This is a genomic window from Pseudomonas sp. 2, from assembly GCF_056627435.1.
This window is the reverse complement of sequence record NZ_JBWXNG010000012.1, coordinates 75,890-89,123: the sequence shown is the minus strand read 5'-3', so window position 1 is coordinate 89,123 and position 13,234 is coordinate 75,890. Positions and strand designations below refer to the sequence as shown.

The 13,234-nt window shown below is 61.5% G+C and carries 13 protein-coding genes and 1 pseudogene; 6 read left to right on the top strand and 8 right to left on the bottom strand.

The window, feature by feature from the left end; genetic code table 11:
* Positions 1-42 precede the first annotated feature (42 nt).
* Both trxB and AC1MEK_RS19895 read right to left on the bottom strand, forming a co-directional pair.
* Complete coding sequence (gene trxB, locus AC1MEK_RS19900) at positions 43-1,005, bottom strand: thioredoxin-disulfide reductase (protein ID WP_480397981.1); 963 nt, start codon at positions 1,003-1,005, stop codon at positions 43-45.
* 171 nt (positions 1,006-1,176) lie between these two features.
* A complete protein-coding gene (locus AC1MEK_RS19895; RefSeq protein ID WP_480397980.1) occupies positions 1,177-1,776 on the bottom strand; it encodes a peroxiredoxin in 600 nt (199 codons plus the stop codon).
* 262 nt (positions 1,777-2,038) lie between these two features.
* Here AC1MEK_RS19895 and cysZ point away from each other — a divergent pair, with 262 nt between their 5' ends.
* From cysZ to AC1MEK_RS19880, 3 genes are all read left to right on the top strand, one after another.
* The gene (gene cysZ, locus AC1MEK_RS19890) at positions 2,039-2,794 is read left to right on the top strand and encodes a sulfate transporter CysZ (protein WP_480397979.1); all 756 of its coding nucleotides are present in this window, start codon (positions 2,039-2,041) and stop codon (positions 2,792-2,794) included.
* Positions 2,795-2,962: 168 nt separating this feature from the next.
* Positions 2,963-3,262: a hypothetical protein gene (locus tag AC1MEK_RS19885; RefSeq protein ID WP_480397978.1), complete on the top strand. Its 300-nt coding sequence runs from the start codon at positions 2,963-2,965 to the stop codon at positions 3,260-3,262.
* 124 nt (positions 3,263-3,386) lie between these two features.
* Positions 3,387-4,553 carry a glycosyltransferase family 4 protein gene (locus AC1MEK_RS19880; protein WP_480397977.1) on the top strand — a complete coding sequence of 389 codons (1,167 nt, stop codon included), beginning with the start codon at positions 3,387-3,389 and terminating at the stop codon, positions 4,551-4,553.
* Positions 4,554-4,652: 99 nt separating this feature from the next.
* On the opposite strand, the gene AC1MEK_RS19875 is transcribed toward AC1MEK_RS19880, so the two are convergent.
* From AC1MEK_RS19875 to AC1MEK_RS19865, 3 genes are all read right to left on the bottom strand, one after another.
* Entirely contained in the window at positions 4,653-5,756 is a 1,104-nt protein-coding gene (locus AC1MEK_RS19875; protein ID WP_480397976.1) for an NADH:flavin oxidoreductase, read from the bottom strand.
* A 252-nt stretch (positions 5,757-6,008) separates the two neighbouring features.
* A complete protein-coding gene (locus AC1MEK_RS19870) occupies positions 6,009-6,491 on the bottom strand; it encodes a glutathione peroxidase (protein ID WP_480397975.1) in 483 nt (160 codons plus the stop codon).
* Positions 6,492-6,613: 122 nt separating this feature from the next.
* Positions 6,614-7,099, bottom strand: a complete 486-nt coding sequence (locus AC1MEK_RS19865; RefSeq protein ID WP_480397974.1) for an FKBP-type peptidyl-prolyl cis-trans isomerase — start codon at positions 7,097-7,099, stop codon at positions 6,614-6,616.
* On the opposite strand from AC1MEK_RS19865, the pseudogene AC1MEK_RS19860 reads away from it, so the two are divergent.
* The 3 genes and pseudogenes from AC1MEK_RS19860 to AC1MEK_RS19850 all read left to right on the top strand — a co-directional run bounded on the left by AC1MEK_RS19860 (position 7,068) and on the right by AC1MEK_RS19850 (position 10,581).
* A pseudogene (locus AC1MEK_RS19860) lies at positions 7,068-7,431 on the top strand (DUF3565 domain-containing protein). The gene AC1MEK_RS19865 and the pseudogene AC1MEK_RS19860 overlap by 32 nt on opposite strands.
* A 90-nt stretch (positions 7,432-7,521) precedes the next feature.
* Positions 7,522-9,612: a phosphate acetyltransferase gene (gene pta, locus AC1MEK_RS19855; RefSeq protein WP_480397973.1), complete on the top strand. Its 2,091-nt coding sequence runs from the start codon at positions 7,522-7,524 to the stop codon at positions 9,610-9,612.
* A gap of 69 nt (positions 9,613-9,681) precedes the next feature.
* Positions 9,682-10,581, top strand: a complete 900-nt coding sequence (locus AC1MEK_RS19850) for an acyltransferase (RefSeq protein WP_480397972.1) — start codon at positions 9,682-9,684, stop codon at positions 10,579-10,581.
* Between the two features lie 205 nt (positions 10,582-10,786).
* Here AC1MEK_RS19850 and AC1MEK_RS19845 read toward each other — a convergent pair whose 3' ends face one another.
* The 3 genes from AC1MEK_RS19845 to AC1MEK_RS19835 form a co-directional block, all read right to left on the bottom strand.
* A complete protein-coding gene (locus AC1MEK_RS19845; RefSeq protein WP_480397971.1) occupies positions 10,787-11,485 on the bottom strand; it encodes a YiaD family glycine zipper/OmpA-like lipoprotein in 699 nt (232 codons plus the stop codon).
* A gap of 123 nt (positions 11,486-11,608) precedes the next feature.
* Positions 11,609-12,244, bottom strand: a complete 636-nt coding sequence (locus AC1MEK_RS19840; RefSeq protein ID WP_480397970.1) for an MBL fold metallo-hydrolase — start codon at positions 12,242-12,244, stop codon at positions 11,609-11,611.
* Positions 12,245-12,320: 76 nt separating this feature from the next.
* The gene (locus AC1MEK_RS19835; RefSeq protein ID WP_480397969.1) at positions 12,321-13,127 is read right to left on the bottom strand and encodes a sulfite exporter TauE/SafE family protein; all 807 of its coding nucleotides are present in this window, start codon (positions 13,125-13,127) and stop codon (positions 12,321-12,323) included.
* Positions 13,128-13,234: the final 107 nt, after the last annotated feature.

Here is a 13,234-nt window from a genome sequence, read left to right as displayed (position 1 = left end):
AAACCGGCTCAATCGAGCCGGTTTTTTGTTTGGAGCACCTAATCAGAACGAAGCGTTCGCCAGGCCGTCCAGGTAACGCTCAACGTCCAGTGCGGCCATGCAGCCTGCGCCGGCCGAGGTGATCGCCTGACGGTACACGTGGTCAGCCACGTCACCTGCCGCGAACACACCCTCGACGCTGGTGGCGGTCGCATTGCCTTCACGGCCGCCGTTGACGACCATGTAGCCGTCTTTCAGCGCCAGCTGGCCGTCGAACAGCGAGGTGTTCGGCGTGTGGCCGATGGCGATGAATACGCCGTCGACTTTCACTTCGTCGAAGCTGCCGTCGTTGTTTTTCAGGCGCGCGCCGGTGACACCCATGTTGTCGCCCAGCACTTCGTCCAGGGTCGCGTTCAGCTTGAGCTCGATCTTGCCTTCGGCGACACGGGCGTGCAGCTTGTCGATCAGGATCTTCTCGGCGCGGAAGGTATCGCGGCGGTGCACCAGGGTCACTTTGCTGGCGATGTTGGCCAGGTACAGCGCCTCTTCCACCGCCGTGTTACCACCACCGACCACGGCCACCGGCTTGTTGCGATAGAAGAAACCGTCGCAGGTCGCGCAGGCCGAAACGCCCTTGCCCATGAACGCCTCTTCGGACGGCAGACCCAGGTAGCGGGCGCTGGCGCCGGTGGCGATGATCAGCGCGTCACAGGTGTAGGTGCCGCTGTCGCCCTTGAGGCTGAACGGTTTGCCCGCCAGGTCGACCGCGTTGATATGGTCGAAAATGATCTCGGTCTCGAAACGCTCGGCGTGCTCGCGCATGCGCTCCATCAGCACCGGGCCGGTCAGGCCATGGGGGTCGCCCGGCCAGTTGTCGACTTCGGTGGTGGTGGTCAGCTGACCGCCGGCCTGCATGCCGGTGATCAGCAGAGGCTTGAGGTTGGCGCGTGCCGCATAGACCGCAGCGCTGTAACCGGCAGGGCCGGAGCCGAGAATAATCACTCGGGAATGACGTACATCGGACATGACACACTCCTATTGACCGGCCAACGTTTACCTGTGGTCGGAGTTACAGTTTTCGAACCGGCGCATCTGTACGCATACCGGCGCATCTATAAAGGATGGGCGACTGCTCGCAGCGAGGCGCGCCGCCCTTCCTGGAATCTGGATGCTGCGACTCGCGTCGCAGCAAGGGTCTTACAGGCTCTTGGCGTTTTCAGCCAGGTAGTCGGCAACGCCCGAAGCGTCAGCCTTCATGCCTTTCTGGCCTGGACGCCAGCCAGCAGGGCAGACTTCGCCGTGCTGTTCGGTGAACTGCAGGGCTTCGACCAGCCGCACCATGTCGTCGACGTCGCGGCCCAGTGGCAGGTTGTTCACGACCTGATGCTGAACCACACCGTTCTGGTCGATCAGGAACGAACCGCGCAGCGCAACGCCGTCTTCGTGTTCGATACCGTAGGCGCGAGTGATCTCGTGCTTGATGTCGGCCACCATGGTGAACTGGACCGGACCGATGCCGCCCTGATTCACCGGGGTGTTGCGCCAGGCGGCGTGGGTGAAGTGCGAGTCGACGGAAACGCCGACCACTTCTACGCCCAGGTCGCGGAATTTAGCGATGCGGTTGTCGTGGGCGATGATTTCCGATGGGCACACGAACGTGAAGTCCAGCGGCCAGAAGAACAGCACGACGTATTTGCCACGCAGGGAGGACAGCTGGAAGCTGTCGACGATCGAACCGTCACCCAGGACTGCCGCTGCGGTGAAATCAGGGGCTTGTTTGTTTACCAGAACGCTCATCAAAACTCCTTCGAGGTTCAAAGTGAATGGGAATAGGTCTAAAAGTTGCCCGCAAGCTTATCGGGGCCGCGAAGATTAAGGAAATATCGATTCACAATCCAGCTCATAGACCGCACCTATTCCGACAAAGCGTGTCGCAGGGGATGTGGATAGGACTTTACCCGCGCCAGATTGTTTCGGCGAATGTCACCGCAGCGATCGCGCTTCCGCCCCTTGCGCAAAGCCGGTAAGGTCGGCGCGATTCCAACGTTTGGAGGCCCACATGCCTGCACCCGCCCTGTCTGGCCCGCAATACCTGCGCGAAGGTTTGAAACTGGTCCTGAGCCCCAGCCTGCGCCTGTTCGTCCTGCTGCCGCTGACCATCAACCTGGTGCTGTTCGGCGCCCTGATCTATTTCGCCGGCCACGAGTTCAGGCTCTGGGTCGACTCGTTCATGCCCACCCTGCCCAGCTGGCTGAGCTTTCTCAACTACATCCTCTGGCCGCTGTTCGTGGTGCTGGTGGTGCTGATGGTGTTCTTCACCTTCACCATGATCGCCAACGTCATCGCCGCGCCGTTCAACGGCTTCCTCGCGGAAAAGGTCGAAGTGGTGGTGCGCGGCACCGATGATTTCCCCGCGTTCAGCTGGGGCGAACTGGTGGCGATGGTCCCGCGCACCTTCGGCCGCGAGATGCGCAAACTGGGATACTTCCTGCCCCGCGCCATCGGCCTGTTCATCCTGTCGTGGATCCCCGTGGTCAACATCATCGCCGCACCGCTGTGGCTGCTGTTCGGCGTCTGGATGATGGCCATCCAGTACATCGACTACCCGGCGGACAACCACAAGATGAGCTGGCAAGACATGCTCGCCTGGCTGCGGGCCAAGCGCTGGCAGAGCATGAGCTTTGGCGGCATGGTCTATCTGGCGCTGCTGATCCCCGTGGTCAACATCCTGATGATGCCGGCAGCGGTGGCCGGAGCGACGTTGTTCTGGGTCCGCGAGCGTGGCGCAGAGGTACGGGTGCCGCAAGCGAGCTGAATAGATCAAGGCCTCTGACGAGGCCTTTTTTCTGCCCGAAAAAATTCAGACAAGTCTTACAAAAGTCTTCCATACATCCCACGCACCACCTGTTCAACCATGGACCCGCCCCTAACAGGCGACCGGCCTTCGCCGGCCCACGCTTTTTATCGTCGGGAGTTTCAGACCATGGAATCGAACCGCATCACCTCAGCGAACGTCCCTGCATCGACGCTGCTCAAGCCAAAACCCAAACCCGAACCCAACGCCCCCAAGTTCCTGCAGGCACTGGCGGAGGCGATGGAAAACCCACCATCAAAAACGCTCAAGGCAGAACCGGCCAATCTTTCAAGACTGGTAAGACCGCGCTCGCATCTGGATCTGGTGAGCCTTAATCCAGTGCAGACCAGCTACATCCCCGAGGCTGCGGCGCTGGAGAAAGTGGGCACGTCGCGGATTGTGCCGTTTGTGACGGGAAATGGCGGTTGAGACAAAGCGTGTACTGCCAACTCAGGCGGATCTGCGATCAGATTCGCCTTCCAGACTAGCGTCGTCACAAATCCATCACCCAACCGCCACACAAGCGCAACGCGCGGCTCAGAAACTGGCTGTCATGAGTAAATCCCTGCGCATTACCCTGATCACCGAAACCTACGCACCCGAGATTAATGGTGTGGCCAACACGCTGAGCCGGTTGTGCGATGGCTTGCGCTTGCGCGGGCATCGGGTGGAGGTGATTCGGCCGCGGCAGAGCGAGGATGAATTGCGCGCTGCCGGGGACGATCTGATGCTGTGTCGCGGCTGGCCGATTCCGGGGTATCCGGGGTTGCAGTGGGGGCAGTCGTCGATGCACAAGCTGCTGCGGCGCTGGACGCGCAACCGGCCGGATGTGTTGTACATCGCCACGGAAGGGCCGCTGGGGCTTTCGGCACTGCGGGCGGCACGGCGGCTGCGCATCGCGATCGTCAGTGGGTTTCACACCAATTTTCAGCAGTACACGCGCCCCTATGGCCTGGGGTTCGTCACGCGGATTCTGACCAACTACCTGCGCTGGTTTCATAACCGCTCAAATGCCACGCTGGTGCCCAGTGTCAGCCAGAAGACCGAGCTCGAGCGGCGCGGTTTCGAGCGGCTGGAATTGCTGTCGCGGGGCGTGGATTGTCAGCTGTTCCACCCGTCCAAGCGCTCGACGTTCCTGCGCGAAGCTTGGGGCCTTGAAGCCGGTGACACCGCAGTGTTGCATGTGGGGCGGCTGGCTCAGGAGAAGAACCTCGGCCTGCTCAAGGTCAGTTTCGACAAGCTGACCAGCGCCTATCCCGACAAGAAGCTCAAGCTGGTGATCGTCGGCGACGGCCCCATGCGCGCGCCGCTGGAGCAACAGCTGCCTGATGCAATCTTCTGCGGCACCCAGCGCGGCGAAGCGTTGGCGGCTCACTATGCCTCGGGCGATCTGTTTCTGTTCCCCAGCCTGACCGAGACCTTTGGCAACGTGGTGCTCGAAGCCCTCGCCTCCGGATTGGGGGTGGTGGCGTACGATCAGGCGGCCGCCGCCCAGCATATTCGCCACGGCCACAATGGCGCGCTGGCGATGCCGGAGGATGAAGAAGGCTTTATCGATGCCGCCTGCTGGATGCTCGAAGACGACGAGACCTTGAGGCGAGTGCGGCTCAACGCCCGGCAACACGCCAGCCGTCAGGGCTGGAGCGGGGTCATCGATGCGTTCGAGGGGTATCTGCGCAATGCGAGCGAGTTGCGCAATGGGGTGGTGTTGGGCATTTGAAGGCGTGAGCCTTGCGTAGCAGCCGGGCTTGCCCGCGGGAGCGATCTCGAGGACGCCCCCGCCGGCAAGCCGTGCTGCTACAGAAAAACCAGCATCCGCTTACACCAACTTGCCCAACGCATCCCGGCTGAACGGCAGGATGTCTTCCTCGCGGCCGTCACGCACTTTCACCGCCCAGTCCGGATCGACCAGCAGCGCACGCCCCACCGCCACCAGATCGAACTCGTCGTCGCCCAGGCGCTTGAGCAGGTTTTCAAGGCTCGCGGGTTTGGCCACCTTGTCGGTATTGACCATGAACTGCAGAAACTCGCCATCCAGGCCCACGCTGCCCACGGTGATGGTCGGCTTGCCGGTGAGCTTGCGCGTCCAGCCGGCCAGGTTCAGGTCGGAACCTTCGAACTCCGGCTCCCAGAAACGCCGCGTCGAGCAGTGGAAAATATCCACGCCTGCGTCAGACAGCGGCTTGAGGAACGCGCCCAAGGCTTCCGGCGTTTCGACCAGGCGCGCGCTGTAGTCCTGCTGTTTCCACTGCGAGTAACGGAAGATGATCGGGAAATCAGGGCCCACGGCAGCGCGGACGGCCTGGATCAGCTCGATGGCAAAACGCGAGCGCTGGGCCAGATCGCCACCGTATTCATCGGTGCGCTGGTTGGTGCCTTCCCAGAAGAACTGGTCGACGATGTAACCGTGGGCGCCGTGGATTTCCACGCCATCCATGCCGATGGCCTGCGCATCCTTGGCCGCCTGGGCGAACGCGGCGATGACCTCGTCGATGTCCTGTTTGCTCATGCCATGAACGACGACATTGCCGTCCTTGAGCTTCTCGGTCGGGCCATAACCCGGAACGCTGGCGTCAGGCTCGGTGCCGAGACGACGCACCGCCCCCACGTGCCACAGTTGTGGGACGATCTTGCCGCCTTCGGCGTGAACCGCATCCACCACTTGCTTCCAGCCAGCGAGCGCCGCTTCTCCGAAGAACTGCGGAACATTCGGATAGCCGTTGGAGGCCTTGTGGCCCACCGTGGTGCCTTCGGTGATGATCAGCCCGACGCCTGCAGCGGCGCGACGACGGTAGTACTCGATGACCTTGGCATTGGGTACGCCACCGGGGGAGAACGAGCGGGTCATCGGCGCCATCACCACGCGGGTCGGCAACTCCAGGCTGCCCAGGTGGAACGGTTTGAACAAGGCTTTGACTGGCATGCAAGCGTCCTCGGCATGGAAAATATTATTCAGGTAATACAGGATGAGCCGAATGCGCCGCGATGCCCAGCACTATTGATTGGAGTGATTAAGGTCAAGAAACGCGCGAAACGGGTGCTCGCGGCGTGGCGGAATAAAAACGATCTCTGTAGGAGCGAATTCATTCGCGAATGGCTCTAACCGACGATACATCTAAGTCGCCTTACCTTTTTTCGCGAATGAATTCGCTCCTACAGGGGTTGCGAATCTGATTCAATGCAGCGCTTTTTCGATCGCCTGGATCACTGCAGGATCATCCGGCGTGGTCCGTGGCGAGAAACGCGCCAGCACCCGGCCGTCCTGACCGACCAGAAACTTTTCGAAGTTCCAGGTGATGTCGCCGGGAAACTCGGCGCCTTCGCCGGCCAGCATCTGATACAGCCGGTGGCGATGAGGGCCGTTCACGTCGAGCTTGTCGCCCAGCGGGAAGGTCACGCCATAGTTGAGCGAGCAGAACGCCTGGATTTCTTCCTGAGTACCAGGCTCCTGGCCGGCGAACTGGTTGCAGGGCAAGCCCAGAACGCTGAAGCCTTTGTCCTTGTACTGCTGGTAGAGGTTTTCCAGTGCTGCGTACTGAGGTGTGAGGCCGCATTTGGACGCCACATTGACCACCAGGACCACTTTGCCTTTGAGCGGCGCGAGAGGCAGTTCCTGGCCATCCAGAGCTTTTAATTTCAGGTCGTGAAATATACTCATGACGAACTCCCCTGATAAACGTTGGCCTGAAAAAAGCGCCCTGTCGGGTCGCGAAAACAAGAAGGTTTTCGCAACGACCCGCGAGGACGCCTGGCCAGCTAAGTGAAGCTTAGCAGGACAAATCAGTGGTGATGGCCACCTTCGCCATGCACGTGACCGTGGGCGACTTCTTCCTGGCTGGCATCACGAACGGCAACGATTTTCACCTGGAAATTCAGGCGCTGACCGGCCAGCGGGTGGTTGCCGTCGACAGTGACTTCGTCGCCGTCCAGGTCACGAATGGTGACGATCTGCATCTGGCCGTCCGGAGCGGATGCGTGGAACTGCATGCCCACTTCCAGTTCGTCGACGCCTTCGAACATGCTGCGGTCCAGGGTGCTGACCAGCTCGGCGGAGTACTCGCCGTAAGCGTCTTCAGGCTCGATGGCGACCTTGAGCTCGTCACCGACATCCTTGCCTTCCAGTGCCTTTTCCAGACCCGGGATGATGTTGCCTGCACCGTGCAGGTAAACCAGCGGCGCGCCGCCGGACGAGCTGTCGATGACCTCACCAGCGTCGTTGGTCAGGGTATAGTCAATGGAGACAGCCTTGTTGGCGGCGATCGGCATGGGGCAAGACCTTTTGCAAAAAGAGATATGAGCGAACAAGTCTAACCAAGCCCTCGCGCGAAAGCGAACGCAACTCAGACGGACGGCCCCGATTGCGCGACTCCCCATTGCCTGTGAGCGACACCACCATTACCGGCTTTCATCAGGACGACGACGGGCACTGGGTGGTGGAGCTTGCGTGCGGCCATACCCAGCACCTGCGCCACCAGCCGCCCTGGCAATCCCGGGCCTGGGTCCTCGATGCTCGCCTGCGCGAGGAAAAAATAGGCCAATCCTTTCACTGCGGCTGGTGCGCGCAGGGGCCTGTTGACGATAACCTTGTGCCCCGTTGAGGCGCTGCGACTGAACAGCGCCCGGTTTTATTCGGTCCACTGGCACAACTGATGCCGTGACCCTTGCACGCTCACTTTCGAGAAGCCCGCATGCAGACTTTTTTTATCGCGCCCACAGACTTCGGTGTGGGTTTGACGTCCATCAGCCTGGGGCTGGTGAGAACCCTGGAGCGCGCCGGACTCAAAGTCGGCTTTTTCAAACCCATCGCCCAGCCGCATCCCGGCGATCTCGGCCCCGAGCGCTCCACCGAACTGGTCGCCCGGACACACGGCCTGCGCCCGCCCAAGCCGCTGGCCCTGGCCCATGTCGAGCGCATGCTCGGTGAAGGCCAGCTCGATGAACTGCTCGAAGAAATCATCAACCTATACCAACAGGCTTCGGTCGGCCGCGACGTGCTGATCGTCGAAGGCATGGTGCCGACCCGCAGCGCCAGCTACGCCGCGCGGGTCAACCTGCACATGGCCAAGGCACTGGATGCCGAGGTGATTCTGGTCTCGGCGCCGGAGAATGAAGTGCTGACCGAGCTGTCCGGCCGCGTCGAGTTGCAGGCGCAGATGTTCGGTGGACCGAAAGACCCCAAAGTGCTCGGCGTGATCCTCAACAAGGTGCGCACCGATGAAAGCATGGAAGCGTTTTCGGCGCGTCTGCGGGAGCACTCGCCACTGCTGCGCAGCGGTGATTTCCGCCTGCTGGGCTGCATTCCGTTTCAGGCCGATCTGAACGCTCCGCGCACCCGCGATGTGGCCGAGTTGCTCGGCGCCCAGGTGATCAACGCAGGGGATTACGAACAGCGGCGCATGTCGAAAATCATCCTCTGCGCGCGCACCGTGCTCAACACCCTGGAGCTGCTCAAGCCGGGCGTGCTGGTGGTGACACCGGGTGATCGCGACGACATCATTCTGGCGGTGAGCATGGCGACCATGAATGGCGTGCCACTGGCCGGCCTGTTGCTGACCAGCGACACCCGCCCCGACCCGCGCCTGATGGAGCTGTGCCGCGGCGCCTTGCAGGCCGGGCTACCGGTGCTGTCGGTGAGCACCGGCTCTTACGACACCGCCAACCAGCTCAATCAGCTGAATAAGGAAATCCCCATCGATGACCGCGAGCGCGCGGAAATCATCACCGATTTCGTCGCCAGCCACCTGGATGCCGACTGGTTGAGCCAACGCTGCGGCACGCCGCGGGAGATGCGCCTGTCGCCGGCGGTGTTCCGCTATCAGCTGATCCAGCGCGCGCAGAATGCCAACAAGCGCATCGTCCTGCCCGAAGGCGCCGAACCGCTGACCGTGCAGGCTGCGGCCATCTGCCAGGCCCGAGGCATCGCTCGCTGCGTGCTGCTGGCCAAACCTGAAGAAGTGCATGCCGTTGCCCGCGCCCAGGGCATCGAGCTGCCGCCGGGGCTGGAAATTCTCGACCCGGATGAAATCCGCGAGCGTTACGTGGCGCCGATGGTCGACCTGCGCCGGGCGAAAAACCTCAACGCGCCAATGGCCGAACAACAACTGGAGGATCCGGTGGTGATCGGCACCATGATGCTGGCGCTCGACGAGGTCGATGGCCTGGTGTCGGGGCTTGTGCATTCGACCGCCAACACCATTCGCCCCGCCCTGCAACTGATCAAAACCGCACCGGGTTGCACCCTGGTGTCGTCGGTGTTTTTCATGCTGTTTCCCGAGCAGGTGCTGGTCTACGGCGACTGCATCATGAACCCGCATCCGACGGCCCGGGAGCTGGCGGAAATCGCCGTGCAGAGCGCGGACTCCGCTGTCGCCTTCGGCCTGTCGCCGCGGGTGGCGATGATCAGCTATTCCAGCGATCACTCGGCGGTGGGCGAAGAAGTGGAAAAGGTCCGCGAAGCCACCCAACTGGCCCAGGAAACCCAGCGCAGCCTGTTGATCGACGGCCCGTTGCAATACGACGCCGCCGCCAACGAAAACGTCGCCCGGCAACTGGCGCCGGACAGCCCCGTGGCCGGGCGCGCCAACGTGTTCGTGTTCCCGGACCTCAACACCGGCAACACCACGTACAAAGCCGTGCAACGCAGCGCCGACTGCGTGAGCCTGGGCCCGATGCTGCAAGGCCTGCGCAAGCCGGTCAACGACCTGCCACGCGGCGCGCAGGTGGACGACATCGTCTACACCATCGCGCTGACCGCCATTCAGGCTGCAACCCTGCCTTAACAGACGTCACTCACAATGAGCCGCCGGGCACCCACCGGCGGCCGTCTTGCCTCTGGAGTTCGATCCACCATGGATTTTTTGCCCGCCCCCTTGCGCGGTGTCATTGCCTCGCTGCTGTTGGCGCTCAACACGATTATCTGCTGCACGCCGCTGTTTATCGTCGCGATCCTCAAACTGTGCCTGCCCTTCCCCGCCGCCCAGAAAGCCACCGACTGGCTGATGAGCCACATCCACGAGGCCTGGATCAGCAACAACAATGCCTGGATCAACCTGCTCGGGCGCACCCAATGGCACCTGACCGGGCTGGAGCGCCTGGATTATCAGCACTCGTATCTGGTGACCAGCAACCACCAGAGCTGGGTCGACATCATGGTTCTGCAATACGTGCTGAATCGGCGTGTTCGCCCGCTCAAGTTCTTCCTCAAGCAAGAGTTGATCTGGGTGCCGGTGATCGGCCTTGCCTGGTGGGCGCTGGGGTTCCCGTTCATGAAGCGTTACAGCAAGGCGTATCTGGCGAAACATCCGGAAAAGAAAGGCAAGGACCTGGAAACCACACGCCGCACCTGTGCGAAATTCCGCAACAACCCGGTGGGCATCTTCAACTTCGCCGAAGGCACGCGCTTCACCCGGGCCAAGCATGCCCAGCAGGGTTCACCGTTTCGCTACCTGCTCAAACCCAAGGCCGGCGGCATCGCCTTCGTACTGGACGCGATGGGTGAACAGCTTGAATCCATCGTCAACGTAACCATTCATTACCCTTCGGGCCAGCCCGGTTACTGGGACTTGCTCTGTGGCCGGGTTCGCCAGGTGGTCGCGCACTTTGAAGAGGTGCCGATTCCGGCGCAGTTCATCGGCAAGAGCTACGACCAGGACGAGGCCTACCGCCTTGAGTTCCAGCAATGGATCAACCGGTTGTGGGAAGAGAAGGATGCGTTGCTGGGGCAGATGCACGAGCAGTATTCGGCATAAGAACAAACGCTGATCTTTCTGTAGGAGCGAATTCATTCGCGAAAGACGGGTCAGGCGCCAGAGATGCATCGGATGTACCGACCATTCGCGAATGAATTCGCTCCTACAGAGAAATCTCTACTGTGCACAAATAAAACCCCGGCACACAGGCCGGGGTTTTCACATCACTTGCAGCTTGAAACTTGCAGCTTGCCGCTGACTGAGCTTATTGCTGCTGATACTGCTGACCAGGAATCGGCTTCAGGTTGACCTCGACGCGACGGTTCTGCGCGCGGCCATTGACGTCGGCGTTGCTGGCGATCGGCGAATCCGGGCCCGCACCGCGTACCGACAAGTGGGACGCATCCACGCCCTGGGACGTCAGGTAAGTCGCCACGCTCTGGGCGCGCTGCTGCGACAGGTCCATGTTGTGCTGGCGGCTGCCGGTGCTGTCGGTGTAACCGACGATCTCGATGACGTTCTGGTTGTACTGCTTGAGCGAACCGGCCAGGTTGTTCAGCGGCGCGTAGAAGCTGCTGGCGATGGCCGAAGAGTCGGTGGCGAAGGTGATGTTGCCTGGCATGACCAGCTTGATGTTGTCGCCTTCACGCTGCACTTGCACGCCGGTGTTGGCCATGCTCGCGCGCAGGGCGGCTTCCTGCTTGTCGGCGTAGTAACCATAACCGGCCGAGGCCGCGCCCACGACGGCGGCGCCGATCAGAGCGCCCTTGCCACGGTTGTTGTGATCGATGGCAGCACCGGCGACGGCACCGGCCAACGCGCCCAGGCCACCGTATTTGGCGGTCTTGCTCATGCCACCGGAATTCTGGGCCTGCCCCTGATTGTCATACGGATTCTGCGATGCGCAGCCAGACAGCACGGCAAGTGCAGTGGCGGCGATGACCAAACGGCGGAAAGTGAACATCAAGGAGAGCTCCTGTTTTGCTTTTCTGTGGCGCACCGGCCTGATACCCAAGGTGGGGCCGAGCCATGTGCGCGATTAGAGCATGGAGACCGTCAAAAATTCCTTAACCGCACCTGAACATTCCTACGCACGGACGAAAGGATTCTCTCGCATCTCATCGCCCAGGCGAGTGTCAGGCCCGTGCCCTGCCACCACCGTAGCATCCTCATCGAGGGTGTACAGGCGCTCCTTGATCGAGCGCACGATGGTGGCCTGATCGCCGCCCCACAAATCCGTGCGGCCAACACCACGCCTGAACAGCGTGTCCCCTGCAATCAACAGCCCGGCGTCCGCAAACCAGAAACTCATCGACCCCGGCGTATGCCCCGGCGTGTGCAGCGCCACGCCACAACCACAGGCCAGCTCTTCTTCATGCTCCAGCCAGCGATCCGGCGACGGCACCGGAACATAAGGCACGCGAAACACCTGACACTGGGTTTCGAGGTTATCCCACAGGAACTGATCCTCTTTATGCAGATGCAGCGTCGCCCCGGTCTTCTCTTTTAACTGCCCCGACGCTAGGAAGTGATCCAGATGCGCGTGGGTGTGAATGATGCTGACCACCTTCAGACCGTAAGCTTCGAGCTTGGCCAGGATCAATTCGTGATTGCCACCCGGATCGACCACGATGGCTTTTTTGCTGACCGGATCGCCGATGATCGTGCAATTGCACTGCAAAGGGCCGACGGGGAAGGTTTCGCGGATGAGGGTGGGTTTCATGGGAGGCCAGGGGAAGTCAGTCAGGCTTCAAGGGTCTCCCGAAAACTGTCGTTATTCAACCCACTACTGGCTCACCTCATACCACCATCATGCTCACCATGACCAACCCCAACAACCCCACATACACCTTCGCATGCAAGGCATCAGGAATCCGCCCGACCCACTTCGACGCCAGACGCATGCCGAAACAGGCGCCAATCGTCAGCACCGCAAAAGCGACCAGATCCACATACCCGATGTGAGCGGCTCCCAACTCTGCGCTCCCGTGCCATCCGGACAGCATGTAGGTGGCCGTACCCACCAGCGCCACAGGCAGGCTCAACGGGTTCGCCATGGAGGTGGCCTGGGTCATGCTCAGGCCGCTGCGGCGCATCAGCGGCACGGTCATGACGCTGCCACCCACGCCCAGAAATGTCGCCACGGCCCCCATCACCACTCCCCCCGGCCCCATGATCCTGCGACTCAGACGCCTGGGTTCGGTGGACTCGGATCGCGAAACGAAGCCATGGCGAAACAGGCAGTCGACGATGGTGACGGCCAGATAGACGATGAACGCCACTCGCAATGCCGCCCCGCTGACCCATCCGGCTGCCAGCGCCCCCAGCAGCGACCCCAGAGCGATGAATCCCGCCAGCGGCCACAGCCACTCCTTGAGCAAATGCCCGGCGCGTGCGGATCGGCGGGTACTCAGTGAAGCGTTGACGATCATCACGCAGGTCGACGTGGCGACCGCGACGTGCATCGCCACCTGCTCGCCCATATCGCCGCTGTGGGTCAACACGCCATACAACACCGGCACCACGACGAAACCGCCGCCGAATCCGAATAGGACGGTGGTGATACCGGACAACCCGCCAAACAGGGCCAGAATCAGGTAAGTCATTGCTTGAATTCCTCGAACACGATGGCCAGACCCTAAGCAATGCCACTCAAACGGGCTTGAGCAATCAGGCCAATCATGTTTGTGTTTCAGCCAACTTCCCCTCGCAA